The organism is Enterobacter sp. AN-K1 (assembly GCF_020971765.1).
In the GTDB taxonomy this organism is placed as follows: Bacteria; Pseudomonadota; Gammaproteobacteria; order Enterobacterales; family Enterobacteriaceae; genus Enterobacter; species Enterobacter hormaechei_C.
Genome location: NZ_CP087390.1, coordinates 1,381,362 through 1,407,435, shown reverse-complemented (window position 1 = coordinate 1,407,435; position 26,074 = coordinate 1,381,362). Strand labels below are relative to the sequence as shown.

Here is a 26,074-nt window from a genome sequence, read left to right as displayed (position 1 = left end):
GACAATTGACCAATCAATCGCAGTTTGTGACAGCAAGGATTCCCCTTCGGGCGTCGCTGGATTACTCTTTCAGCCACCTCAAACTCAGGGATAGCTTTGCAGGAGATCTATGACCGTACGCGTAGCGATTAATGGCTTCGGTCGCATCGGACGCAACGTGGTTCGTGCTTTATATGAATCCGGGCGTCGTGCGGAAATCACCGTGGTGGCAATCAATGAACTGGCGGATGCTGCGGGCATGGCGCATTTGTTGAAATATGACACCAGCCACGGTCGCTTTGCCTGGGACGTTCGCCAGGAAAGGGAACAGCTGTTCGTCGGTGACGATGCCATCCGCGTGCTGCATGAGAACAGTATTGAAGGGCTGCCCTGGCGCGAACTGGGTGTGGATGTGGTGCTGGACTGTACCGGCGTGTACGGTAACCGTGAACATGGCGAAGCGCATCTGAATGCTGGCGCGAAAAAAGTGCTGTTCTCCCATCCCGGCAGTAACGACCTCGACGCCACCGTCGTGTTTGGCGTCAACCAGCACGAGCTGGAAGCTGAACACCGCATTGTCTCCAACGCCTCCTGCACCACCAACTGCATTATTCCGGTCATTAAACTGTTAGACGATGCGTATGGCATTGAATCCGGCACCGTGACCACGATTCACTCCGCCATGCACGATCAGCAGGTCATCGACGCCTACCATCCGGATTTACGGCGCACTCGCGCGGCGAGCCAGTCCATCATTCCGGTGGATACGAAACTGGCTGCCGGGATCACCCGTATTTTCCCGCAGTTTAACGACCGTTTCGAAGCGATTGCCGTGCGCGTGCCGACGATAAACGTCACCGCAATCGATCTTAGCGTGACGGTGAAAAAACCGGTAAAAGCCTGTGAAGTCAACCTGTTGCTGCAAAAAGCGGCACAGGGAGCATTTCATGGTATAGTTGACTATACGGAATTACCGTTGGTCTCAGTAGATTTTAACCACGACCCGCACAGCGCCATCGTGGATGGCACGCAGACGCGAGTCAGTGGTGCGCACCTTATCAAGACGCTGGTCTGGTGTGATAACGAATGGGGCTTTGCTAACCGAATGCTCGACACCACGTTAGCCATGGCCGCAAAAGGTTTCAGGTAGAGCGCACCTTGCGCTTGCAAAACTTTAAGAATCAACGAGAGGATTCACCATGTCTGTAATTAAGATGACCGATCTGGATCTGGCAGGTAAACGCGTTTTCATCCGTGCCGATCTGAACGTACCGGTTAAAGATGGCAAAGTGACCAGCGACGCGCGTATCCGTGCATCTCTGCCAACCATTGAACTGGCTCTGAAGCAGGGCGCTAAAGTGATGGTCACCTCCCACCTGGGCCGTCCAACTGAAGGCGAGTACAACGAAGAGTTCTCTCTGCTGCCGGTTGTTAATTACCTGAAAGACAAACTGTCCAGCCCGGTTCGCCTGGTGAAAGATTACCTGGACGGCGTGGAAGTTGCCGAAGGTGAGCTGGTTGTTCTGGAAAACGTTCGCTTCAACAAAGGCGAAAAGAAAGACGACGAAACCCTGTCCAAAAAATACGCTGCGCTGTGCGACGTATTCGTGATGGATGCATTCGGTACGGCTCACCGTGCGCAGGCATCTACCCACGGTATCGGTAAATTCGCAGACGTCGCCTGTGCAGGTCCGCTGCTGGCTGACGAACTGGAAGCGCTGGGTAAAGCTCTGAAAGAACCAGCTCGTCCAATGGTCGCTATCGTTGGTGGTTCTAAAGTTTCTACCAAACTGACCGTACTGGATTCCCTGTCCAAAATCGCTGACCAGCTGATCGTTGGTGGTGGTATCGCGAATACCTTCGTTGCTGCGCAAGGCCACAACGTGGGTAAATCCCTGTACGAAGCGGATCTGGTTGACGAAGCCAAACGTCTGCTGAGCACCTGTGATATCCCGGTTCCAACTGACGTTCGTGTAGCTACCGAGTTCTCCGAAACCGCTACCGCAACCCTGAAATCTGTTAACGACATCAAAGATGAAGAGCAGATTCTGGACCTGGGCGACGTTTCTGCACAGAAACTGGCTGAAATCCTGAAAAACGCAAAAACTATCCTGTGGAACGGTCCTGTCGGCGTGTTCGAATTCCCGAATTTCCGCAAAGGGACTGAGATCGTGGCTAACGCTATCGCAGACAGCGAAGCGTTCTCTATCGCAGGCGGTGGTGACACCCTGGCAGCTATCGATCTGTTCGGTATCGCTGACAAGATCTCCTACATCTCCACTGGTGGCGGCGCATTCCTCGAATTCGTGGAAGGTAAAGTCCTGCCAGCAGTAGCAATGCTCGAAGAGCGCGCTAAGAAGTAAGCCATTCAGGGGCAGGGAAACCTGCCCAATTTTCAGCGCGCTTATCAGAGCTCGCACCTTTTCTAACGGCCGAAGATACAGGACTAAGCAACATGTCTAAAATTTTTGATTTCGTAAAACCTGGCGTTATCACTGGTGATGACGTACAGAAAGTGTTCCAGGTAGCTAAAGAAAACAACTTCGCTCTGCCAGCAGTTAACTGCGTAGGTACCGACTCCATCAACGCCGTACTGGAAACCGCTGCAAAAGTTAAAGCACCGGTTATCGTTCAGTTCTCTAACGGCGGCGCTGCGTTCATCGCAGGTAAAGGCGTGAAAACTGACGTTCCTCAGGGCGCTGCTATCCTGGGTGCTATCTCTGGCGCACATCACGTTCACCAGATGGCTGAGCACTACGGTGTTCCGGTTATCCTGCACACTGACCACTGCGCGAAAAAACTGCTGCCATGGATCGACGGTCTGCTGGACGCAGGTGAAAAACACTTCGCAGCAACCGGTAAGCCACTGTTCTCTTCTCACATGATCGACCTGTCCGAAGAGTCTCTGGAAGAAAACATCGAGATCTGCTCTAAGTACCTGGCGCGTATGTCCAAAATGGGCATGACCCTGGAAATCGAACTGGGTTGCACCGGCGGTGAAGAAGACGGTGTGGACAACAGCCACATGGACGCTTCTGCTCTGTACACTCAGCCAGAAGACGTTGATTACGCTTACACCGAGCTGAGCAAAATCAGCCCACGCTTCACCATCGCAGCGTCCTTCGGTAACGTACACGGCGTATACAAACCAGGTAACGTGGTTCTGACCCCGACCATCCTGCGTGATTCTCAGGAATACGTGTCTAAGAAACACAACCTGCCGCACAACAGCCTGAACTTCGTCTTCCACGGCGGTTCCGGTTCTTCTGCTCAGGAAATCAAAGACTCCGTAAGCTATGGCGTAGTGAAAATGAACATCGATACCGACACCCAATGGGCAACCTGGGACGGTATCCTGCAATACTACAAAACCAACGAAGCTTACCTGCAAGGTCAGCTGGGCAACCCGAAAGGCGAAGACCAGCCGAACAAGAAATACTACGATCCACGCGTATGGCTGCGCGCTGCCCAGACTTCTATGATTACTCGTCTGGAGCAGGCATTCAAAGAACTGAACGCGGTTGACGTTCTGTAATTTGAGCTGTTCATAGCGTCAAGAAGGTCCGCATATGCGGGCCTTTTTTTATGCTTTTTCAATATCCTGCAAGACCCAATTTTGTGATCTGTTTGGCATTACCCGCTCTTTTTGTTTACCCTTTACTGACCTGCCTGTCCCCTAAGGGACAGATTTTGTGTTTTGGTTTAGCAAAAGGAAGAATAAATGGAACAACTTGATGTTGTAGACAGCATCAATAACGCGGGTAACTGGCTGGTGCGCAACCAGGCGCTACTGCTGAGCTACGCCGTGAATATTGTTGCCGCTATTGCCATCATCATTGTCGGGATGATCGTGGCGCGTATCGTATCGAACGCTGTCAACCGGGTGATGGTCGCACGACACATTGATGCCACAGTCGCCGATTTCCTCTCTGCACTGGTCCGTTACGGCATCATCGCCTTTACGCTGATTGCGGCGCTGGGGCGTGTCGGCGTGCAGACCGCATCCGTTATCGCTGTGCTCGGTGCTGCCGGTCTGGCCATTGGTCTGGCATTGCAGGGTTCGCTGTCGAACCTGGCGGCGGGCGTACTGCTGGTGACTTTCCGTCCGTTCCGTTCCGGTGAGTATGTGGATCTGGGCGGTATTGCCGGTACCGTGTTGCAGGTACAGATTTTCTCTACGACCCTGCGTACCGTGGATGGTCGCATTGTGGTAGTCCCGAACGGGAAAATCATTGCGGGCAATATCATTAACTTCTCCCGCGAGCCGGTGCGTCGTAACGAGCTGATCATCAGCGTGGCGTACGATTCCGATATCGATCAGGTGAAGTCGCTGATCGCCAACATCATCGCCTCTGACGATCGCATTCTGAAGGATCGCGAGCAGACCGTTCGTCTGAACGAGCTGGGTGCGTCATCCATTAATTTTGTGGTGCGCATCTGGAGCAAAAGCAGCGATCTGCAAAACGTTTACTGGGACGTGCTGGAGCGCATTAAGCGTGATTTCGATGCCAACGGCATCAGCTTCCCGTACCCGCAGATGGACGTAAACGTCAAAAAAATCAAAGAAGCAGAGTAACGTCTCCCGTAGGCCCGGTAAGCGTCAGCGACACCGGGCTTTTCTTATATTAGCCCGGCTAATCCCCAATTAATATTATCAATTTCCTCTAATGTCGTTCCCGCAGTATAGTCTGCCTCCAGGACAACTCTGCGAGAATTACGTCATGTTATCTTATTATTTTCAGGGGCTTGCGTTAGGCGCGGCCATGATCCTTCCCCTTGGTCCACAAAATGCGTTTGTGATGAACCAGGGCATTCGCCGCCAGTATCATCTGATGATTGCCCTGCTGTGCGCGGTGAGCGATTTGCTACTGATTTGCGCCGGGATTTTTGGCGGCAGCGCCTTGCTGATGCAGTCGCCGTGGCTGCTGGCGCTGGTTACCTGGGGCGGCGTAGCGTTTCTGCTGTGGTACGGGTTTGGCGCCCTGAAAACGGCCATGAGCAGCAATCTTGAGCTGGCGAGCGCCGAAGTGATGAAGCAGGGGCGCTGGAAGATTATCGTCACCATGCTCGCCGTGACGTGGCTTAACCCGCACGTCTACCTTGATACCTTTGTGGTGCTGGGCAGCCTGGGCGGACAGCTGGACGTTGAGCCCAAACGCTGGTTTGCGCTCGGTACGGTCAGCGCCTCCTTCCTCTGGTTCTTCGGTCTTGCGATCCTGGCGGCGTGGCTGGCACCACGGCTGCGGACTGCCAGAGCGCAGCGCATCATTAACACGCTGGTGGGGCTGGTGATGTGGTTTATTGCCTTCCAGCTGGCGAAAGAGGGCATTCATCACGTACAGGGATTGTTCAACTAAGCGTTGTCTTATGGACATCTGAACAAGACCCGCTAAGCTTGCTGGCATGAGCCCTGTTGATGGGGCACTCTTCGCAACATGGAGGAATGACAGTGAAGTTTAAGGTGATGGCCCTGGCGGCATTAGTAAGTTTAGGTGCGGTGTCGGTGCAGGCGAATGAACTGCCAAACGGCCCGCACATTGTCACTTCAGGCACGGCAAGCGTGGATGCGGTACCGGATGTTGCAACCCTGGCAATTGAAGTGAACGTGGCGGCGAAAGATGCTGCTTCCGCCAAGAAACAGGCAGACGATCGTGTTGCGCAATACCTCTCTTTCCTGGAACAGAACGGTGTCGCGAAAAAAGACATCAGCTCTGCGAACCTGCGTACCCAACCGGATTACGACTACCAGAACGGCAAAAGCATCCTGAAAGGCTATCGCGCCGTGCGTACTGTGGAAGTGACTGTACGCCAGCTTGATAAGCTCAACGGATTGCTGGATGGTGCGCTGAAGGCTGGGCTGAACGAAATTCGTTCCGTCTCGCTGGGCGTTGCGCAACCGGAGAAATATAAAGACGAAGCGCGTAAAGCGGCGATTGATGATGCCATTCATCAGGCGCAGCAGCTGGCATCCGGCTTCAAGACCAAGCTCGGTCCGGTTTACAGCGTGCGCTACCACGTTTCAAACTACCAGCCAAGCCCGATGGTTCGGATGATGAAGGCGGACGCCGCGCCGGTTTCTGCTCAGGAAACCTATGAGCAGCCAACCATTCAGTTCGACGATCAGGTTGATGTGGTGTTCCAGCTGGAGCCGACTGAAAAGCCCGCTCAGTAACCCGTAGGCCGGGTAAGGCGAAGCCGCCACCCGGCTAGTTTTTCAATCCTGTCTTAACACCTTATGCCCAAACGCCAGCAGCGCGTCAGTGACGTTGCGCATCATGCGGCTTTCCGGCGCAAAACGGTGCCAGTACAGCATCCGGCGCTGATACAGCCCCGGGGTTAAATCAATCAGCTCACCGCTTTTCAACTCTTTCTCAATCTGCAAATGCGGGATCATGCAGCAGGTGGTTCCCTGACGCGCGAGCTGTACGAAGGCTTCGGACGAGTTAACGATATGACACGGTACGCTGCCCGGCGGCAGATCGAAGTTTTGTTGCAGGAAGGCCTGATGCATATCGTCCAGATGGTCGAAAGCGACGGCAGGCGCTTTCAGCAGCGCGGCGCGGGTCACACCGTTCGGGAAGTAACGCTCGGCAAAGGCTTTTGAACCGACAAACAGGTAATCCAGCGCGCCCAGCTGATCCACCAGACAGCTTGGCAGCGCCTGAGGCTGAATACTGACCGCCCCAACCACTTCGCCACGGCGCAGGCGCTCCTGGGTGCGGGTCTCGTCTTCAACCTGGAGATTCAGGCGGATAGGGGAGTCGGCCAGCACCGGCGCAAGGGCCGGCAGCAGCCAGGTCGCCAGACTGTCGGCGTTCACCGCCAGCGACAGCAGCAGCGGCGTGGAGCCGGTCTGTTCATCGCCCAGCCATTCATCTTCCAGCAGTTCAACCTGACGCAGCAGCGCGAGGAGCTTTTGTCCTTGCTCCGTCGGACGCGGCGGCACGGTACGCACCAGCAGCGGCTGCCCGAACATGTTTTCAAGCTGTTTGATACGCTGTGATACGGCGGACTGGGTGATGCACAGCTTTTGCGCCGCGCGCTCAAAACCGCGTTCACGAATAACTGCATCAAGTGCCTGTAGTGTTCTGTAGTCCGGACGTTTCATTGCTCTGGCTGACTCCTTAATTTTGCTTAATCTGCACTATGACACAATTTTCCCTTCGTGGCAGACGAAATCCATTCGACGTGTTCTATAATGCGCCCTGAGTTTTCACACCACAGGCAAAACGATCATGACGCAGGATGAACTGAAAAAAGCAGTAGGATGGGCCGCTCTCCAGTACGTACAGCCGGGTACCATTGTCGGTGTTGGTACGGGGTCGACGGCGGCGCACTTTATCGATGCGCTGGGCACGATGAAGGGGCAGATCGAGGGCGCGGTTTCCAGCTCCGATGCTTCCACGGAAAAGCTGAAAAGCCTCGGCATTACCGTTTTCGACCTCAACGAAGTGGACCGTCTGGGCATTTACGTTGATGGCGCGGATGAAATCAACGGCCACATGCAGATGATCAAAGGCGGTGGCGCGGCGCTGACCCGCGAAAAAATCATCGCTTCCGTGGCGGATAAGTTCATCTGCATCGCGGACGCCTCCAAGCAGGTCGACATTCTGGGGAATTTCCCGCTGCCGGTCGAAGTGATCCCGATGGCGCGCAGCGCCGTGGCACGTCAACTGGTGAAGCTGGGTGGTCGTCCGGAATACCGTCAGGGTGTGGTGACCGACAACGGCAACGTGATCCTCGACGTTCATGGCCTTGAGATCCTCGATGCCATTGCGCTGGAAAATGCGATCAACGGCATTCCAGGCGTCGTTACCGTAGGGTTATTTGCCAACCGTGGCGCGGACGTGGCGCTGATCGGCACGGCTGACGGTGTAAAAACCATCGTAAAATGATCTGACGGGGGGAGCGCTCCCCCCGCTAAAAAAATTTTGAAAAGCTAAATTCGGTGACTTGTGTCACGTTTTTCCGCCTCTTTTGCCGATCCTGCCACGTTCGTAATTATCCGCAGCATTTTCCTCTGCCATTTTGCTCTGTATGACTTTTCTTCAGAGTGCCGACGCAAACGTTCATATTGCTGCAATAGTTTTTTTTGATATGTTGGCTGCACGGGATTTATATCCAGCACAACATCAGTTCAGATAAAAACAGGGTCGGGTAAATGGCAAAGGTATCACTGGAGAAAGACAAGATTAAATTCCTGCTGGTTGAAGGCGTGCACCAGAAAGCGCTCGATAGCCTTCGCGCAGCAGGCTACACCAACATCGAATTTCACAAAGGCGCGCTGGACACTGAAGAGCTGAAAGCGTCCATCCGTGATGCCCATTTCATTGGCCTGCGATCCCGTACCCAACTGACTGAAGACGTTATTGCTGCGGCGGAAAAGCTGGTGGCGATTGGCTGTTTCTGCATCGGCACCAACCAGGTTGATCTGAATGCCGCCGCAAAACGCGGTATCCCGGTCTTTAACGCGCCGTTCTCTAACACCCGTTCCGTGGCGGAGCTGGTGATTGGCGAGCTGCTGCTGCTCCTTCGCGGCATTCCGGAAGCTAACGCCAAAGCGCACCGTGGCGTATGGAATAAGCTGGCCGCGGGCTCCTACGAAGCGCGTGGTAAAAAGCTTGGGATTATCGGTTACGGCCACATCGGTACGCAGCTCGGTATTCTGGCGGAATCCCTCGGCATGCACGTGTTTTTCTACGATATCGAAAGCAAGCTGCCGCTGGGTAACGCGACGCAGGTGCAGCATCTCTCTGATCTGCTGAATATGAGTGACGTGGTCAGTCTGCACGTGCCGGAAAATGCGTCCACCAAAAACATGATGGGGGCGGAAGAGCTGGCGCTGATGAAGCCGGGCTCTCTGCTGATCAACGCCGCGCGCGGCACTGTAGTTGACATTCCTGCGCTGTGCGACGCGCTGAAGCGTAAGCATCTGGCGGGTGCGGCGATTGACGTATTCCCGACGGAACCGGCCACCAACAGCGATCCGTTCACCTCTCCGCTGTGCGAGTTCGACAACGTGATCCTGACGCCGCACATCGGCGGTTCTACTCAGGAAGCTCAGGAGAATATCGGCCTGGAAGTGGCGGGTAAGCTGAGCAAATATTCCGACAACGGTTCAACGCTCTCTGCGGTGAACTTCCCGGAGGTGTCTCTGCCGCTGCACGGTGGGCGTCGTCTGCTGCACATCCACGAAAACCGTCCTGGCGTGCTGACCGCCATCAACCAGATCTTTGCTGAGCAGGGTGTTAACATTGCCGCGCAGTATCTGCAAACTAACTCGCAGATGGGTTATGTGGTGATTGATATCGAAGCGGATGAAGACATCGCCGAGAAAGCATTGCAGAGCATGAAGGCCATTCCGGGGACGATTCGCGCGCGCCTGTTGTACTGATGGTGCGGTCTGTGGCGTCGGGTGGCGGCTACGCCTTACCCGACCTACAGTTGTCGTGCGGTCTGTGTGTCGGGTGGCGCTTACGCTTACCCGACCTGCAATGTTCGAGGATTTATGTAGGCCGGGTAAGGCGTAGCCGCCACCCGGCTTTGTTCTACCAGGTCCAGGTTTTACTGGGCGTCACCACCGCCGGCAACGGCACATCCCATTTCTCTACGGGTAATGCCTCCACGCCCTGGCAATCATGCGCATACCCCACCGGCTGCAATCCGTACTGCTGCCAGTTTTGTAGCGTCCTGTCATAGAATCCCCCGCCCATGCCTAATCGCTGGCCCTGCTCGTCAAACGCCACCAGCGGCGTAATCAGCACATCCAGCCCGGAAAGCGGGAGCACGTCGCGCACGTCGAGTTTGGGTTCGGTGATTTTCAGACGATTCACCACCAGCTCGCTGTGCGGATGGTAGTGCAGAAACAGCAGATTGCCCGGGCTAAAGGGATGCAGAACCGGCAGGTAAACTTTTTTCCCGGCGCGCCAGAGCTGGTCGATAAGCGGTTGGGTATCCAGCTCACCATCAAACGAGAGAAACAGGGCGACGGTGTTTGCCATCACCACAGGGGGATAGGCCATCATGCGGGCGGCGGCCTGCTGAGCAAACTGTGCCTGTTGCTCGGCGCTTAGAGCGCGACGACGCTGGCGAATAAGCTGACGGATGTCCTGGCGTGAAGCAGAAACTTCAGGGAGTTGAGTCATGGTAGTCGGTAGAAGAAAAGAGAGGGAATCTCCGAGATGCCGCCGCAGGCTGTAACCCTTGAACCCTTGGTTCAAGGTGAATGTGTCGTCATAGTTTTAAGGCTTCTCGGACGAACCGAGCATGCTCACCAACCATGGAGCGCCACATTCTTGTGGTATGAAATATCGGCTCAGGGGACTGGCCCGCTTGCGAACATCTCAGAGAAATTTTGTCTTCACAGTTACTCTACCATAGTCAACTGAGAAGTGTTATTCAAACTTTGGTCCCGGTCTTTCGGGACTGCGACCTTGATCAAGCAATGCCTGTTCTATGGTCTGCTGGAGCATTTTAATGCGCTGCTCCATGCTTGCCGCGTAATCGCGGGTCTTCGCTTTTTCCTGAGTCAGTTCATAGCTGATGTTCAACGCGGCGATGAAAACCAGCTGCTCAGTATTTGTGACTCTAGTGCGTTCTTTTAGATCTTGCAACCGCTGATTCAAATCGTCCGCAGCCTGATTCAAGGCATCCCTTTGTTCAGGCGGACAATTCACTCGCAGTGAACGGCCAAAAATCTGGAGATCGACGGGTTGTGCAGACATGCCACCTTCCTGCTGATTGACTGCGCTGCCTTCGCTTACTGCCCCGGGGGCTGCGAAGGGGCGACACTATAGCTACCCTGATGTGAAGATACAAGCCCTTTTCTGGTATCACCAGGGTCCAAAGTGGTAGCATATCATGAATATCCTCCCTTTGATGACGAATGCGTATGTCTATACAGAACGAAATGCCTGGTTACAAGGATTTAAACCAGTTACTGAACCAGCAGGGAGTCGGTCTGACCCCTGCCGAAATGCACGGTCTGATCAGCGGCATACTGTGCGGCGGAAACAGCGACAGCTCATGGCAGCCGCTGATCCACGACCTCACCAACGAAGGGCTGGCGTTTGGCCACGAACTGGCGGAAGCGCTGCGTAAAATGCACGCCGCAACCAGCGATTCCCTGGAAGACGATGGCTTTCTTTTTCAGCTTTATCTGCCTGAAGGCGACGATGTCAGCGTCTTCGATCGCGCTGATGCGCTCGCGGGTTGGGTAAACCACTATCTTCTTGGCCTGGGCGTAACCCAGCCTAAACTGGATAAAGTGACCGGCGAAGCGGGTGAAGCGATCGACGATCTGCGTAACATCGCCCAACTCGGCTACGATGAAGACGAAGACCAGGAAGAGCTGGAGATGTCTCTCGAAGAGATTATCGAGTACGTGCGCGTGGCGTCTCTGCTGTGCCACGACAACTTTACGCGCTCGCAGCCGACCGCGCCGGAAGTTCGCAAGCCAACATTACACTAAGAAAAATAACGCACAGGAGGGTGTCATGGTTATCTCCAGTCAAGAGTATTCTCGCCGTCGTCAGGCGCTGCTGGCAAAAATGCAGCCGGGAAGCGCTGCCCTGATTTTCGCCGCGCCGGAAGTGACGCGCAGCGCCGACAGCGAATACCCCTATCGCCAGAGCAGTGATTTCTGGTACTTCACCGGGTTTAACGAGCCGGAAGCGGTACTGGTGCTGATTAAAAGCAATGACACCCACAACCACAGCGTGATTTTTAACCGCGTGCGCGATCTGACCGCGGAAATCTGGTTTGGTCGCCGCTTAGGGCAGGAGGCGGCGCCAGAAAAACTGGGCGTGGACCGCGCGCTGGCCTACAGCGAAATCAACCAGCAGCTCTACCAACTGCTGAACGGTCTGGACGTGCTCTATCACGCCCAGGGCGAATACGCGTATGCGGATGACATTGTTTTCACCGCGCTGGATAAGCTGCGTAAAGGCTCACGTCAGAATTTGTCTGCACCCGCCACCCTGACGGACTGGCGACCGATGGTGCATGAGATGCGCCTGTTCAAGTCTGAAGAAGAGCTGAACGTGATGCGCCGCGCGGGCGAAATCAGCGCCCTGGCGCATACCCGCGCCATGGAAAAGTGCCGTCCCGGTATGTTCGAGTACCAGCTTGAAGGCGAAATTCACCATGAATTTAACCGTCACGGTGCGCGCTTCCCGTCCTATAACACCATCGTAGGCGGCGGGGAAAATGGCTGCATTCTGCACTACACCGAAAACGAAAGTGAACTGCGCGACGGCGATCTGGTGCTGATTGACGCTGGCTGTGAATATCAGGGTTACGCGGGCGACATCACCCGTACCTTCCCGGTGAACGGTAAATTCACCACCGCGCAGCGTGAAATCTATGACATCGTGCTTGAGTCTCTGGAGACCGCGCTGACGCTGTTCCGCCCTGGCACCTCCATTCAGGAGGTTACGGGCGAGGTGGTACGCATCATGATTACCGGGCTGGTGAAGCTCGGCATTCTGAAAGGCGATGTGGACACCCTTATAACCGAAAACGCCCATCGTCCGTACTTTATGCACGGCCTGAGCCACTGGCTGGGGCTGGATGTGCATGACGTCGGGGCATACGGTCCGGAACGTTCGCGCGTGCTGGAGCCTGGCATGGTGCTGACCGTTGAGCCGGGGCTGTACATCGCGCCGGATGCCGACGTGCCGGAACAGTACCGCGGGATCGGCATTCGTATTGAAGATGACATCGTCATCACGGAAACCGGTAACGAAAACCTGACCGCGACCGTGGTGAAAAAAGCCGACGACATCGAGGCGCTGATGGCGGCGGCACGCGAATGAGCGTAATCATTGTTGGCGGAGGCATGACCGGCGCTACTCTGGCGCTGGCTATTTCGCAGTTAACCCAGGGCCAGCTTCCGGTGCATCTCGTTGAGGCGGTCGCGCCGCAGGCTGCCGATCATCCCGGTTTCGACGCCCGCGCTATCGCGCTGGCGCAGGGGACCTGTCAGCAGCTTGCGCGTATTGGGATCTGGCAGGCGATAGCGGATTGCGCAACGGCGATCGGCACCGTTCACGTCAGCGATCGCGGGCATGCCGGGTTTGTGACGCTGGATGCCCACGATTACCGGATCGAGGCGCTGGGGCAGGTTGTCGAGCTGCATGACGTAGGGCTGCGGCTGTTCCGTCTGTTACAGGACGCGCCTGGCGTCACGCTGCACTGTCCGGCGCGCGTCGCCAGCTTTACCCGCCGTGACGAGGCCGTCAGCGTGACGCTGGACAACGGCACCACGCTGGAGGGGCAACTGCTGGTGGCGGCAGATGGTTCACGCTCCGCGATCGCCACGCAGTGCGGCGTCGAATGGCGCTCTGAACCCTATGGGCAGGCGGCGGTCATCGCTAACGTCTCTACGGCTGGCGCGCATAACGGCAGGGCATTTGAGCGCTTCACGGAGCACGGCCCGCTGGCCATGCTGCCGATGTCGAACGGGCGCTGCTCGCTGGTATGGTGCCATGCGCAGGATCGGGCCGATGAGGTTCTCTCCTGGTCCGACGAACGTTTTTGTTCCGAGCTGCAAAAAGCTTTCGGCTGGCGGCTTGGGCGCATCACCCATGCCGGAAAACGCGTGGCCTATCCGCTCGCGCTGACGACCGCATCGCAGACTGTCTCCCATCGCGTCGCCCTGGTCGGCAACGCCGCGCAGACGCTGCACCCCATCGCCGGGCAAGGCTTCAACCTTGGCCTCCGTGACGTGATAAGCCTGGCAGAGCTCTTGGCCCGGACGTGGAGCGAACAACAGGATTTTGGCGCATACTCGGTGCTGAGCCATTACCAGAAACGACGCCAGGCGGACAAAGCGGCGACCATTGGCGTCACCGACGGTTTAGTCCACCTGTTTGCCAATCGCTGGGCACCGCTGGTTGCGGGTCGCAACCTTGGGCTGATGGCGATGGAACTGTTCATTCCGGCACGTGACGTGCTGGCGCAGCGGACCCTGGGTTGGGTCGCGCGTTAAGGAGTATTGACCGTGCAAAATGTTGATGTCGCCATTGTGGGTGGCGGAATGGTAGGACTGGCGCTGGCCTGTGGTTTACAGGGCAGCGGCCTGCGCGTGGCCGTGCTTGAGCAAAAAGCGCCGCAGCCTGTGGCGCAGGATGCACCGCCGGAGCTGCGCGTCTCGGCGATCAATGCCGCCAGCGAAAAGCTACTGACGCACCTTGGCGTCTGGTCTGAAATCGTGGCGCTGCGTGCCAGCTGTTACCATGGCATGGAAGTGTGGGACAAAGACAGTTTCGGCCATATCGCGTTTGACGATGAAAGCATGGGCTATAGCCACCTTGGACACATCGTTGAAAACGCGGTGATCCACCACGCGCTGTGGCAGAAAGCACAGCAGTGCAGCGACGTCACGCTGATCGCACCGGCGAAACTCCAGCAGGTGGCGTGGGGCGAAAACGACGCGTTTATCACTCTTGAAAGTGGCGACATGCTGACCGCGCGTCTGGTGGTGGGTGCCGACGGCGCCAATTCCTGGCTGCGTAACAAAGCGGATATTCCGCTGACCTTCTGGGATTACCGCCATCACGCGTTGGTGGCCACAATCCGCACCGAAGAGCCGCACGGCGGCGTGGCGCGGCAGATTTTCCACAACGACGGCATTCTGGCCTTCCTGCCGCTTGCCGATCCGCATCTCTGCTCCATCGTCTGGTCCTTAGAGCCGGAGAAAGCGCAGCAGATGCAGGAGGCGACGCCGGATGCCTTCAGTCAGGCGCTATGCGTGGCGTTTGATAACCGTCTGGGCCTGTGCACGCTTGAAAGCGAACGCCAGACGTTTCCGTTAACCGGTCGCTACGCGCGTCAGTTTGCCGCGCACCGTCTGGCGCTGGTGGGGGATGCGGCGCATACCATTCATCCGCTGGCCGGGCAGGGGGTGAACCTCGGCTTTATGGACGCGGCTGAGCTGGTTGAAGAGCTGCGTCGTCTGCATCGGGAAGGCAAAGATATTGGTCAGCATCTGTATCTGCGTCGCTACGAGCGCAGCCGCAAACACAGTGCGGCGATGATGCTGGCGGGAATGCAGGGCTTCCGCGAGCTGTTTGCCGGAGCGAATCCGGCGAAAAAACTGCTGCGCGATATTGGCCTCAAACTGGCCGACACCCTTCCCGGCGTAAAACCGCAGCTTCTTCGTCAGGCAATGGGCCTCAACGATCTTCCCGACTGGTTACGTTAATCTCGATCCCCGTCACACTTTATTTTCCCGGCCTCCGCGCCGGGGAAATTTCCTCGTTTGAAATAATCTAATTTCACGTCATTTTTCGCATTAGAAAATCTAATCTAACTATTTTTATGTTACGGAAATTCGGCCCGTTTTTCCGCACGAAATATCACCATCTGCTAAATTCTGTTAGATCATTGTTAATTTTATGCGGGTTTAATCGCATTTTCCCAGTGAATAACTCTGTAGGCTTTTCAGCGATTTTTGGTCATAAGCTAATGTGATGACCTGTTTTACCTTATGGTTAACCGCCGGTTTCGGTGGTAAGTTCAGGTAAAAGAGAACGTTTGCGTCGGCCCCCGATCGCGAGGCCGACACCGGGTTTCACGGTGAATTTTTCAACGAGGAAAAGATGGCTCAACAGACTCCTTTGTACGAACAGCACGTGTTGTGCGGCGCCCGCATGGTGGACTTCCACGGCTGGATGATGCCGCTGCACTACGGCTCGCAGATTGATGAGCACCACGCGGTGCGCACCGATGCCGGTATGTTCGACGTGTCTCATATGACGATTGTCGACCTGCGCGGTAGCCGCACCCGGGAGTTTTTGCGTTATCTGCTGGCAAATGACGTCGCCAAACTGAAGACGCCGGGCAAAGCGCTCTATACCGGCATGCTGAATGCCTCGGGCGGCGTGATTGACGACCTCATCGTCTACTACTTCACCGAAGATTTCTTCCGCCTCGTTGTAAACTCCGCCACCCGCGAAAAAGACCTCTCCTGGATTTCCCAACACGCTGAACCTTACGCCATAGACATCACCGTTCGTGACGATCTTTCGCTGATTGCGGTGCAGGGGCCAAACGCGCAGGCGAAAGCCGCGTCTCTGTTCAGCGACGAGCAGCGCAAAGCCACCGAAGGCATGAAGCCATTCTTCGGCGTGCAGGCGGGGGATCTGTTTATCGCCACCACCGGCTACACCGGTGAAGCGGGCTACGAAATTGCGATGCCAAACGAGAAGGCCGCTGATTTCTGGCGTGCGCTGGTGGAGGCGGGCGTGAAGCCTGCGGGCCTGGGCGCGCGCGATACGCTGCGTCTGGAAGCGGGGATGAACCTCTACGGTCAGGAGATGGACGAAGGCGTCTCTCCGCTGGCGGCCAATATGGGCTGGACCATCGCCTGGGAACCGGCTGACCGTGATTTTATTGGTCGTGAAGCGCTGGAGATGCAGCGCGAGAAGGGCACTGAACAGCTGGTCGGCCTGGTGATGAAAGAAAAAGGCGTTCTGCGCGGCGAGCTGCCGGTGCGCTTCACCGATGCCGATGGCAATCATCGCGAAGGCGTGATCACCAGCGGAACGTTCTCCCCGACGCTCGGCTACAGTATTGCCCTGGCACGCGTGCCGGCGGGGATTGGCGAAACGGCGGTGGTGCAGATCCGCAACCGCGAAATGCCGGTCAACGTGACCAAACCGATTTTTGTTCGCGCCGGTAAGCCGGTCGCCTAACTATTTTTATCAGGAGAACTTCAATGAGCAATGTGCCAGCAGAACTGAAATACAGCAAAGAACACGAGTGGCTGCGCAAAGAGGCGGACGGCACTTACACCGTTGGGATCACCGAGCACGCGCAGGAGCTGCTGGGCGACATGGTGTTTGTTGACCTGCCGGAAGTGGGCGCAACCGTGAGCGCAGGCGACGACTGTGCGGTGGCGGAATCCGTTAAAGCGGCCTCTGACATCTACGCCCCGGTGAGCGGTGAAATTGTTGCCGTGAACGACGCGCTGAGCGACTCCCCGGAGCTGGTCAACAGCGAACCGTATGAAGGCGGCTGGATCTTCAAGATCAAAGCCAGCGACGAAGCGCAGGTTGCCGCGCTGCTGGATGCGACCGCGTACGAAGCACTACTGGAAGACGAATAACGTTGTGCCGGATGGCGCTGCGCTTATCCGGCCTACAGGTCAACGTAGGCCCGGTAAGCGTTAGCGCCACCGGGCAACAGCGTTACAGATAACTACGATTCACTGCACGTTTCAGGAACCATCGCTCATGACACAGACTTTAAGCCAGCTTGAAAACCGTGGCGCTTTCATTGAACGTCACATTGGGCCGGATGCTCAGCAACAGCAGGAGATGCTGAAGACAGTTGGCGCGGATTCATTAAACGCACTGATCGGCCAGATCGTGCCAAAAGACATCCAGCTTGCTACGCCGCCGCAGGTAGGCGAGTCCACGACGGAGTTCGCCGCGCTGGCGGAGCTGAAGGCCATCGCCGGCCTTAACAAGCGCTATAAGTCTTACATTGGCATGGGCTACACCAACGTGCAGTTACCGCCGGTGATCCTGCGTAATATGCTGGAAAACCCGGGCTGGTACACCGCTTATACCCCGTATCAGCCAGAAGTCTCCCAGGGCCGTCTGGAAGCGCTGCTGAACTTCCAGCAGGTGACGCTGGATCTGACCGGTATGGATATCGCCTCTGCCTCGCTGCTGGACGAAGCCACCGCCGCCGCCGAAGCGATGGCGATGGCGAAGCGCGTGAGCAAGCTGAAAAACGCCAACCGCTTCTTCGTGGCGGCGGACGTGCATCCCCAGACGCTGGACGTGGTGCGCACCCGTGCGGAAACCTTCGGCTTTGAGGTGATTGTCGACGACGCTGAAAAAGTGCTGGATCACCAGGACGTCTTCGGCGTGCTGTTGCAGCAGGTGGGCACCACCGGGGAAGTGCACGACTACGGCGCACTGATCGCCGAGCTGAAATCCCGTAAGGTTATTGTTAGCGTCGCCGCTGATTTTATGGCGCTGGTGCTGCTGACGGCGCCAGGCAAACAGGGCGCGGATATTGTCTTCGGCTCAGCTCAGCGTTTCGGCGTGCCGATGGGCTACGGCGGCCCGCACGCGGCGTTCTTTGGCGCGAAAGATGAATTTAAACGTTCCATGCCAGGCCGTATTATCGGCGTATCGAAAGATGCCGCCGGTAACACCGCGCTGCGCATGGCGATGCAGACCCGCGAGCAGCATATCCGCCGCGAGAAAGCGAACTCCAACATCTGTACCTCGCAGGTGCTGCTGGCTAACATTGCCAGCCTGTACGCGGTGTTCCACGGTCCGGCTGGCCTGAAACGTATTGCCAGCCGCATCCACCGTCTGGCCGATATCCTGGCCTGCGGTCTGCAACAGAAAGGTCTCAGACTGCGTCATGAACACTATTTCGATACCCTGTGCGTCGAGGTGGCAGACAAAGCGGCCGTGCTGGCGCGCGCCGAGGCAGCGCAAATCAACCTGCGCAGCGACATTCACAATGCGGTCGGCATTACGCTGGACGAAAGCACCACCCGTGACGATATCCTGACCCTGTTCAACGTATTGCTGGGTGACGCACACGGTCTGGACGTTGATACGCTCGACAAAGAGGTTGCGCTCGACAGCCGCTCCATTCAGGAAAGCATGCTGCGCGACGACGCGATCCTGACTCACCCGGTGTTCAACCGCTATCACAGCGAAACCGAGATGATGCGTTACATGCACTCTCTGGAACGTAAAGATCTGGCGCTGAACCAGGCGATGATCCCGCTGGGCTCCTGCACCATGAAGCTGAACGCCGCGGCTGAGATGATCCCAATTACCTGGCCTGAATTCTCTGAGCTACACCCGTTCTGCCCGGCTGAGCAGGCGGAAGGTTATCACATGATGATCAACCAGCTCTCCGACTGGCTGGTGAAGCTGACCGGGTACGACGCGCTCTGCATGCAGCCGAACTCCGGTGCGCAGGGTGAATACGCTGGTCTGCTGGCGATCCGTCACTATCACGAAAGCCGCAATGAAGGCCACCGTGATATCTGCCTGATCCCAAGCTCTGCCCACGGTACCAACCCGGCTTCTGCCCAGATGGCAGGAATGGAAGTGGTGGTTGTGGCGTGCGACAAAAACGGCAACATCGATCTGGCCGACCTGCGCGCCAAAGCCGAGCAGGCGGGCGACAAACTCTCCTGCATCATGGTGACCTACCCATCCACCCACGGCGTGTACGAAGAAACTATCCGTGAAGTGTGTGATGTGGTGCATCAGTTCGGCGGCCAGGTTTACCTCGACGGCGCAAACATGAACGCCCAGGTGGGCATCACCTCTCCGGGCTTTATTGGCGCGGATGTGTCGCACCTGAACCTGCATAAAACGTTCTGCATTCCGCACGGCGGTGGCGGCCCGGGCATGGGTCCTATCGGCGTGAAGGCGCACCTGGCACCGTTTGTGCCGGGCCACAGCGTGGTGCAGATTGAAGGCATGCTGACCCGTCAGGGCGCAGTCTCCGCGGCACCGTTCGGCAGCGCCTCTATCCTGCCAATCAGCTGGATGTACATCCGCATGATGGGCGCGGAAGGGCTGAAGCAGGCCAGCCAGGTGGCGATCCTCAACGCCAACTACATCGCAACGCGTCTGAAGGACGCCTATCCGGTGCTCTATACCGGCCGCGACGGTCGCGTGGCGCACGAATGCATCCTCGATATTCGTCCTCTGAAAGAAGAGACGGGCATCAGCGAGCTGGATATTGCCAAGCGCCTGATCGACTACGGCTTCCACGCGCCAACCATGTCCTTCCCGGTTGCGGGAACGCTGATGGTTGAGCCGACCGAATCTGAAAGCAAGGTGGAACTGGATCGCTTTATCGACGCCATGCTGGCGATCCGCAGCGAAATCGACCGCGTGAAAGGCGCGGAGTGGACGCTGGAAGATAACCCGCTGGTGAACGCGCCGCATACACAGAATGAACTGGTGGCAGAGTGGAACCACGGTTATACCCGCGAGCTGGCTGTCTTCCCGGCAGGTGTGGCAAACAAATACTGGCCAACCGTGAAACGTCTTGATGATGTTTACGGCGACCGTAACCTGTTCTGCTCCTGCGTACCGATGAGCGAATACCAGTAACGTTGTTCCTGTAGTAACGTAGGCCGGGTAAGGCGAAGCCGCCACCCGGCTTTTTTATTGGGAGAAAAGAATGGCAATTGCACTGGTCACCGGCGCCAGCCGGGGTATTGGTAAAGCCACCGCGCTACAGCTGGCAAGCGAAGGCTACACCGTTGCGGTGAATTTTCATCACAACATCAAAGCCGCGACGGACGTCATTAATCAGATCGTGGACGCGGGTGGTAAAGCCTTTGCCGTGCGCGCGGACATCAGCGATGAAGCGCAGGTGATGGCGATGTTCGACAGCATCGATCGCGAAGGTGAGCCGCTCGCCGCGCTGGTGAACAACGCCGGGATTTTGTTTGAACAATCCACGATCGAAAACCTCTCCGCTGAACGTATTAACCGCGTGCTGGCTACCAACGTCACCGGCTATTTTCTCTGTTGCCGTGAAGCGGTTAAGCGCATGTCGCATAAACACGGCGGCAAGGGCGGCGCGATTGTGAATGTCTCCTCGGCGGCATCACGGCTGGGCGCGCCGGGGGAATATGTGGATTATGCCGCCTCAAAAGGGGCGGTGGATTCCCTGACCACCGGCCTCGCGCTGGAGGTGGCGGCGCAGGGCATTCGCGTTAACGGCGTGCGGCCAGGCCTGATTTATACCGATATTCACGCCTCCGGCGGCGAGCCGGGGCGTGTGGATCGGGTGAAGTCGATGTTACCGATGCAGCGTGGCGGTCAGCCGGTGGAGGTCGCCCAGGCCATTGTCTGGCTGCTGAGCGACAAAGCCTCCTATGTCACCGGTAGCTTCCTGGAGCTGGCTGGCGGGAAGTAACGCTACGACGCCAGCCACAGCCGCAGGCGCATTCCCCAGCCGCTGGTCCAGCCGGTGGTGATCGACTTCACTTCACCGTGAGAGATCACCACCAGCGTTGGCGTCACCTTAACATCCCACTTACGCGCCAGTTCTCCGCTGGCGTCGTTGACCGTGGGCATCATCGCCTTCTTCTTCCTCATCCAGGTTTCGAGCGTCGCGTTATTGCCCGAGCGCAGCGCAACCGACATCACGTTACCCCCGTCCGCGGAAAGCGCCGCCACCGACGGCGTGGTGTAGCGGCAGACGCCGCACCATGTCGCCCAGACGTAGACCAGCAGCGGTCGCTCCTTACTCATGGCGATAAGATCGACGGGCTGACCGTCGAGGGTGTGCAGTGCCGTCGCGGAGAAATTCTGCGGCAGCGCGGGCTGGCGGAAATAGTCCACCGCCAGGCTCACGGCTACGCCAATCAGCAGCCACACGCCCAGCTCGCGCAGCAGGCGCGGAAGCTTACTTGCCACGGGCGTTTGCCAGCTGTTCTTTGACCAGCCCCTCCAGGTCGTCATACGGGATTGCGCCCGCCACCATCTGGTCGCCGATAATGGTCGCCGGGGTACCCTGAATATTCAGCACCTGCGCCAGGATGAGGTTCATCTTTAGGCTGTCCATGGTTTTATCATCCGTTTTAATGCTGTCCGTTCCGGTCTTTACCTTCGCGGCGGCGATGCTGGCGTCATCGTGATAGCCCTTTTTCATCATCAGCCGCTGGTGGAGCGCCCAGAATTTATCCGGCGCCTGCTGCCACGTTGAGAGTGCCGCTTTCGCGGCATTTACCGAGCTTTGTCCCTTGAACGGCAGCAGTTTGACGATGAGCTGCACGTCGGGATTTTCCTGCACGATTTTCTCAAGCATTGGGTCGAACTGCTTGCAATACGGGCAGTTGTAGTCAGTGAAGGAGACGATGGTCAGCTTCGGCGATGTCGCGCCGGTTCGCGGGCTGTTGGGGTCGTTAAACAGCAGTTTTGCCAGCTGGTCGCTGGAAGCGTCATCAGAAGGTGCGGCGAAACCGAACGTTGATAACGACAGCAGAAGTAAGGCAACGAAGGCTCTCATGTTATTTTCCTTTTGCATCGGACAGGGTGCTCAGCACCGCTTCGCGGCTTAACAACGCAGGCAGCACGTGGCCCTGCGGTAATCCCGGTCCGTAGATCTGGTTAAACGGTACGGCGGCGCTGCCGCGCGTGGTTAAGAACTGGCTGATGGTATCTGAGGGGCGGCTCCAGTCGCCGCGCAGGGCGACAACGTCCGGGGAGGAGAGCGCATCCTGCACGTCGTCGCGCAGCAGCACGTTGTATTTATTGGCTTTACAGGTCACGCACCAGTCGGCGGTCACGTCGACGAACACCCGTTTGTTCTCCGCCAGCGCGCGGGCAATGGCCTGCTCGCTGAGCGGCTGCCAGTGAATACGATCGCGGCGGGAACCCTCGCCGCCGGAACCGGATACAAACGCGACCGCCCCGGCCACCACTACAGCTAATACCCCGGCGCGCAGTGCCGTTTGCCAGCGGTAGCGCCAGGCGGTGACCAGCAGCAGCGTAAGGATCAGGAACACGCCCAGTGTGATGACGGGCAGGCTGCCAATGTGCACCGTCAGCAGGCTCAGCAGCCACAGCGATGAGCCGAGCATCATCATCCCCAGCACTACGCGTACGACGTTCATCCAGCGTCCCGGACGCGGCAACCGCTGGGCCAGCCCCGGCCAGGCCGCCACCAGCAGCCACGGCAGGCTCATGCCGATACCCATCGCCAGGAAGATCCCCCACAGCAGGGGGAGCGGCGCCGCCAGCGCGACCGAGACCGCCGTCCCCAGGAACGGCGCGGTGCAGGGCGTTGCCAGCAGCGTGGCAAACGCGCCTTGCCAGAAATGACCCGCAAGCCCATTGCCGCCGCGCGTGGCGAGGAAGGTGCTGGCGCCGGAAGGGAGACGGATTTCAAACAACCCCAGCAGGCTGGCGCTGAAAAGCACCATCACCAGCGCCATCGCGCCAATAAACCACGGATTCTGGAACTGGATCCCCCAGCCGAGCGCCTGATTGCCTAAGCGTAAAACCGTCATCATCAGCGCCAGCGCGAGGAACGAGATCACGATCCCGGCTACCGACGCAAGAAACTGTCGGCGTACCTGACCCCGCGCCTGCCGTTCGGTTTGCATCAGCGTGCCCAGCTTCATGGCCAGCACGGGCAGTACGCAGGGCATGACGTTAAGGATCAGACCGCCCGCCATCGCCATCAGCAGCACCCAGCCTAACGAGAGCGTCGGCGCGGCGTTCCCCGGCTGAATGCTCAGGCTGGACTCCTGTGCCTGCCCGCTATCGGCCAGAACCAGCGACAGGGTTTTGCCGCTGAGGTTGGGCGCGGCCTCGCCCCAGCTGTCCGTCACGGGCACGGTGGCGACCAGCGAGTCACCGCGCACGGTGAGGGCCGGTTTGCCGAAATCAACATCATCCATACCGTCGATAAACAGGGACAGCGCCTGCCAGCCTGCGTCACGCTGCGCCGTTACGGTCAGCTTGCCGGGGGCATAGGTGGCGTTAAGCGTTGAGGTCAACCCGCCGCTGAGCGGAAGGGTGCCCATGGCCCGACTGAAATCGTAATCAAAACCGGCGCCTGCGGATGCGGTCATGTTCAGCGAAAACGGGTAGTCGGTAAGAATACAGACGTTGCTACAGGTGGAGAGCGTCAGTACGCCGCTCAGGATCTTCGGGACGTCGCCCCGCAGAGTGATGGGAAAGCTGACATCGCCGTGGTAGCCCTGCGTGGTGATGCCCGCGACGTCGAAACGCTGCGGCACAGGCCAGCGCCAGATCGCCTCGACGGGCTGATGCCATTTAATCGCGGGTGCGACGCCGCCTTCACCCGGCGAGCGCCAGTAGGTTTTCCAGCCTTTTTGCAGGGCGACGTCCAGCAGCAGGCGGGTTTCGCCAGTGCTTTCGGGTTGCGCACGCAACCTGACGCTGGCGTGCTGATTATCGGCGGCGCGCAGCCAGCCGCTGTCGGCAGCCTGGCTGAGGGGCAGCCATAGCCAAAGCAGGCAGACCAGCAGTCGCCTGAATACAGTAAACATAAATTTTCTCCGTAAATGATGAATTAACCTGAAGTAACAGGCGAAGGTTCATTCACGGAAGACGCATAATCGCAGATGCACCCTTAACCGGGGCGGGGAGATAACGCGGGGAGGCCACTGCCGTTCGCGGCGCGGTGGACTGGCTGCCAGCAACGCCAGCAGCAGGGTGACGGCAATCAGGGCGCCTTCAAACAAAACAGGCGGGACCGACATCAGCGACTTGGCGCTAAGCTCACACGGGGTTACCGGTGCGTCGGTACTCTCCTGCCCCTGCTGGACAGACTGGCTCGTGGCGGTGACGTTCATGACAAGCGCGTGCATCCCGGCCATCCGCTGGGCGGTGCATATCAGCACCACCAGGCAGGCCAGGGCTACAAGCAGGATAGCGTTGCGTTGTCGCTTGATCATGTTCGCCTCAAATATTCAGGACGCCTATATTATCGGGCGAACATATTTTGGCAACGCAAAAGCTGTAAAGAAGTGTCTGGAAGATAAGCGGTTTGCCCTCTCCGCTTGCAGAGAGGGCGAGCCATTACAGCGTTTCGCCGTTGCTGGCAATGACGGTTTTATACCACTCAAAGCTCTTCTTACGGGAGCGGGACATGTCACCGGTACCGTCGTCGTGCTTGTTGACGTAGATAAAGCCGTAGCGCTTACTGTACTGGCCGGTGGTGAAGGAGACGCAGTCGATGCAGCCCCACGGCGTGTAGCCCATCAGATCCACGCCATCCCAGGTCACCGCCTTCATCATCTCTTCCACGTGGGCGCGCAGGTAGTCGATGCGATAGTCATCGTTGATGCTGCCGTCCTCTTCCACGGTGTCGTAGGCGCCGAAACCATTTTCCACGATAAACAGCGGCTTCTGATAACGTTCGTACAGTTCGCACAGCGAATAGCGCAGGCCTACCGGATCAATCTGCCAGCCCCAGTCGGACGCCTTGACGTGTGGGTTCGGCACGCTGCCCTCGAAGCCGGAAATGGCGTCACCGGTACCGCCTTCCGCTTTGACCGCGTTGGTCATGTAATAGCTGAAACCTAAGTAATCACAGGTGCCTTCACGCAGGATCTGCCCGTCGCCCGCTTCCATTTTGATGGAGAAGCCACGGCGTTCCCACTCGTTCAGCACGTAAGACGGGTAGTAGCCGCGCAGCTGTACGTCGGTAAAGACGTAGCGCTCGCGCATGGATTCCTGAGCGAACATGACATCTTCTGGCTTGCAGGAGTACGGATAGAGCGCCACCATCGCCAGCATGCATCCGACTTTCATTTCCGGGTTAATGCGGCGTGCGGCTTTCACCGCCAGCGCGCTGGCCACGAACTGGTGGTGCAGCACCTGGTACATGGTCTCTTCCGGGTTGTCGTGCTCGGTATAGACCACGCCAGAGCAGCAGTAGCCGAACAGCGGCGCACGCCAGTTGCGCTGGTTGTTGATTTCGTTGAAGGTCATCCAGTATTTGACCTTATTTTTGTAGCGCTCAAATACCACTTCCGAGAAGCGCACAAAGAAATCGACCACTTTACGGTTGGTCCATCCGCCATATTCCTGAACGAGGTGCAGCGGCATTTCAAAGTGGGAGAGGGTGATCACCGGCTCGATGTTGTACTTCAGCAGTTCATCGAACATGTCGTCGTAAAACTTCAGCCCCTCTTCGTTTGGCTGAGTTTCGTCGCCTTTCGGGAAGATGCGCGTCCAGGCGATGGAGGTACGGAAACATTTGAAGCCCATCTCGGCAAACAGCCTGATGTCTTCTTTGTAATGGCCGTAGAAGTCGACGGCTTCGTGGTTGGGGTAATATTTGCCTTCAATCACTTCCTGCGTGATTTCTCGCGGAACGCCGTGTGCGCCGCCGGTGAGCACGTCGCAGATGCTTGGCCCTTTGCCGCCTTTGTTCCAGCCGCCTTCAACCTGGTGCGCCGCTACCGCGCCGCCCCATAAAAAATCTTTCGGTAAGGTGAGTTTTTTCATCTTTGCTATTCTCAATTCAGGACTTATTGATTTCGAGTCTAGCAAAGCGGAATTAAATGTCACGATATAACATTTTGCGGAAATTGTAATTTGTCACA

The 26,074-nt window shown here is 57.4% G+C and carries 24 protein-coding genes and 1 other RNA gene; 16 read left to right on the top strand and 9 right to left on the bottom strand.

The annotated features are described in order from the left end of the window. The first annotated feature begins 109 nt into the window (after window positions 1–109). From epd to LOC22_RS06735, 6 genes are all read left to right on the top strand, one after another. The gene (epd, locus tag LOC22_RS06760) at window positions 110–1,129 is read left to right on the top strand and encodes an erythrose-4-phosphate dehydrogenase (RefSeq protein WP_032668611.1); all 1,020 of its coding nucleotides are present in this window, start codon (window positions 110–112) and stop codon (window positions 1,127–1,129) included. 49 nt (window positions 1,130–1,178) lie between these two features. Next, on the top strand, window positions 1,179–2,342 hold the full coding sequence (pgk, locus tag LOC22_RS06755) for a phosphoglycerate kinase (protein WP_015571809.1): 1,164 nt from the start codon (window positions 1,179–1,181) through the stop codon (window positions 2,340–2,342). A 92-nt stretch (window positions 2,343–2,434) separates the two neighbouring features. After that, a complete protein-coding gene (gene fbaA / locus LOC22_RS06750) occupies window positions 2,435–3,514 on the top strand; it encodes a class II fructose-bisphosphate aldolase (RefSeq protein WP_017692704.1) in 1,080 nt (359 codons plus the stop codon). Between the two features lie 186 nt (window positions 3,515–3,700). Continuing rightward, a complete protein-coding gene (mscS, locus tag LOC22_RS06745) occupies window positions 3,701–4,555 on the top strand; it encodes a small-conductance mechanosensitive channel MscS (RefSeq protein ID WP_032610091.1) in 855 nt (284 codons plus the stop codon). Between the two features lie 145 nt (window positions 4,556–4,700). Continuing rightward, window positions 4,701–5,336 carry an arginine exporter ArgO gene (gene argO, locus LOC22_RS06740; protein ID WP_032682211.1) on the top strand — a complete coding sequence of 212 codons (636 nt, stop codon included), beginning with the start codon at window positions 4,701–4,703 and terminating at the stop codon, window positions 5,334–5,336. 92 nt (window positions 5,337–5,428) lie between these two features. Beyond that, a complete protein-coding gene (locus LOC22_RS06735; protein ID WP_017382904.1) occupies window positions 5,429–6,151 on the top strand; it encodes an oxidative stress defense protein in 723 nt (240 codons plus the stop codon). Window positions 6,152–6,193: 42 nt separating this feature from the next. Here LOC22_RS06735 and argP read toward each other — a convergent pair whose 3' ends face one another. Continuing rightward, entirely contained in the window at window positions 6,194–7,087 is an 894-nt protein-coding gene (gene argP, locus LOC22_RS06730) for a DNA-binding transcriptional regulator ArgP (protein ID WP_003860089.1), read from the bottom strand. A 127-nt stretch (window positions 7,088–7,214) separates the two neighbouring features. Here argP and rpiA point away from each other — a divergent pair, with 127 nt between their 5' ends. Continuing rightward, window positions 7,215–7,874, top strand: a complete 660-nt coding sequence (gene rpiA, locus LOC22_RS06725) for a ribose-5-phosphate isomerase RpiA (RefSeq protein WP_003860091.1) — start codon at window positions 7,215–7,217, stop codon at window positions 7,872–7,874. A 266-nt stretch (window positions 7,875–8,140) separates the two neighbouring features. Further along, on the top strand, window positions 8,141–9,373 hold the full coding sequence (gene serA, locus LOC22_RS06720; protein ID WP_017692705.1) for a phosphoglycerate dehydrogenase: 1,233 nt from the start codon (window positions 8,141–8,143) through the stop codon (window positions 9,371–9,373). 154 nt (window positions 9,374–9,527) lie between these two features. On the opposite strand, the gene LOC22_RS06715 is transcribed toward serA, so the two are convergent. The 3 genes from LOC22_RS06715 to zapA all read right to left on the bottom strand — a co-directional run bounded on the left by LOC22_RS06715 (window position 9,528) and on the right by zapA (window position 10,703). Next, complete coding sequence (locus LOC22_RS06715) at window positions 9,528–10,124, bottom strand: 5-formyltetrahydrofolate cyclo-ligase (RefSeq protein ID WP_017692706.1); 597 nt, start codon at window positions 10,122–10,124, stop codon at window positions 9,528–9,530. A gap of 24 nt (window positions 10,125–10,148) precedes the next feature. Next, window positions 10,149–10,332: non-coding RNA, 6S RNA (gene ssrS, locus LOC22_RS06710), on the bottom strand. A gap of 41 nt (window positions 10,333–10,373) precedes the next feature. Continuing rightward, window positions 10,374–10,703, bottom strand: coding sequence for a cell division protein ZapA (gene zapA, locus LOC22_RS06705; RefSeq protein WP_003860096.1), 330 nt, complete (start codon window positions 10,701–10,703; stop codon window positions 10,374–10,376). Between the two features lie 167 nt (window positions 10,704–10,870). Here zapA and LOC22_RS06700 point away from each other — a divergent pair, with 167 nt between their 5' ends. From LOC22_RS06700 to LOC22_RS06665, 8 genes are all read left to right on the top strand, one after another. Continuing rightward, a complete protein-coding gene (locus tag LOC22_RS06700) occupies window positions 10,871–11,449 on the top strand; it encodes a YecA family protein (RefSeq protein ID WP_003860099.1) in 579 nt (192 codons plus the stop codon). A gap of 31 nt (window positions 11,450–11,480) precedes the next feature. Beyond that, on the top strand, window positions 11,481–12,794 hold the full coding sequence (pepP, locus tag LOC22_RS06695) for a Xaa-Pro aminopeptidase (RefSeq protein ID WP_026094261.1): 1,314 nt from the start codon (window positions 11,481–11,483) through the stop codon (window positions 12,792–12,794). Beyond that, window positions 12,791–13,969 carry a 2-octaprenyl-6-methoxyphenyl hydroxylase gene (ubiH, locus tag LOC22_RS06690; protein ID WP_045327263.1) on the top strand — a complete coding sequence of 393 codons (1,179 nt, stop codon included), beginning with the start codon at window positions 12,791–12,793 and terminating at the stop codon, window positions 13,967–13,969. The genes pepP and ubiH overlap by 4 nt, the downstream gene beginning before the upstream one ends. 12 nt (window positions 13,970–13,981) lie before the next feature. Beyond that, on the top strand, window positions 13,982–15,184 hold the full coding sequence (gene ubiI, locus LOC22_RS06685; RefSeq protein ID WP_017382899.1) for an FAD-dependent 2-octaprenylphenol hydroxylase: 1,203 nt from the start codon (window positions 13,982–13,984) through the stop codon (window positions 15,182–15,184). Window positions 15,185–15,581: 397 nt separating this feature from the next. Continuing rightward, window positions 15,582–16,676 (top strand): glycine cleavage system aminomethyltransferase GcvT, encoded by a 1,095-nt coding sequence (gene gcvT / locus LOC22_RS06680; RefSeq protein ID WP_003860107.1) that lies wholly within the window; start codon window positions 15,582–15,584, stop codon window positions 16,674–16,676. A gap of 23 nt (window positions 16,677–16,699) precedes the next feature. Continuing rightward, window positions 16,700–17,089, top strand: a complete 390-nt coding sequence (gene gcvH, locus LOC22_RS06675; RefSeq protein WP_006811885.1) for a glycine cleavage system protein GcvH — start codon at window positions 16,700–16,702, stop codon at window positions 17,087–17,089. A gap of 127 nt (window positions 17,090–17,216) precedes the next feature. Beyond that, entirely contained in the window at window positions 17,217–20,090 is a 2,874-nt protein-coding gene (gene gcvP / locus LOC22_RS06670; RefSeq protein WP_015571799.1) for an aminomethyl-transferring glycine dehydrogenase, read from the top strand. 70 nt (window positions 20,091–20,160) lie between these two features. Further along, window positions 20,161–20,904 carry an SDR family oxidoreductase gene (locus LOC22_RS06665; protein WP_045327261.1) on the top strand — a complete coding sequence of 248 codons (744 nt, stop codon included), beginning with the start codon at window positions 20,161–20,163 and terminating at the stop codon, window positions 20,902–20,904. Between the two features lie 2 nt (window positions 20,905–20,906). Here LOC22_RS06665 and LOC22_RS06660 read toward each other — a convergent pair whose 3' ends face one another. The 5 genes from LOC22_RS06660 to bglA all read right to left on the bottom strand — a co-directional run bounded on the left by LOC22_RS06660 (window position 20,907) and on the right by bglA (window position 25,976). After that, window positions 20,907–21,407, bottom strand: a complete 501-nt coding sequence (locus LOC22_RS06660; RefSeq protein ID WP_045327259.1) for a protein disulfide oxidoreductase — start codon at window positions 21,405–21,407, stop codon at window positions 20,907–20,909. Further along, window positions 21,397–21,999, bottom strand: coding sequence for a DsbA family protein (locus LOC22_RS06655; RefSeq protein WP_045141943.1), 603 nt, complete (start codon window positions 21,997–21,999; stop codon window positions 21,397–21,399). Before LOC22_RS06655 ends, LOC22_RS06660 begins: the two co-directional genes overlap by 11 nt. A gap of 1 nt (window position 22,000) precedes the next feature. After that, entirely contained in the window at window positions 22,001–24,010 is a 2,010-nt protein-coding gene (locus LOC22_RS06650) for a protein-disulfide reductase DsbD family protein (protein ID WP_230239441.1), read from the bottom strand. A gap of 48 nt (window positions 24,011–24,058) precedes the next feature. After that, window positions 24,059–24,418 carry a hypothetical protein gene (locus LOC22_RS06645; RefSeq protein WP_003863427.1) on the bottom strand — a complete coding sequence of 120 codons (360 nt, stop codon included), beginning with the start codon at window positions 24,416–24,418 and terminating at the stop codon, window positions 24,059–24,061. Between the two features lie 124 nt (window positions 24,419–24,542). Continuing rightward, window positions 24,543–25,976 carry a 6-phospho-beta-glucosidase BglA gene (bglA, locus tag LOC22_RS06640; protein ID WP_045356743.1) on the bottom strand — a complete coding sequence of 478 codons (1,434 nt, stop codon included), beginning with the start codon at window positions 25,974–25,976 and terminating at the stop codon, window positions 24,543–24,545. Window positions 25,977–26,074 lie beyond the last annotated feature (98 nt).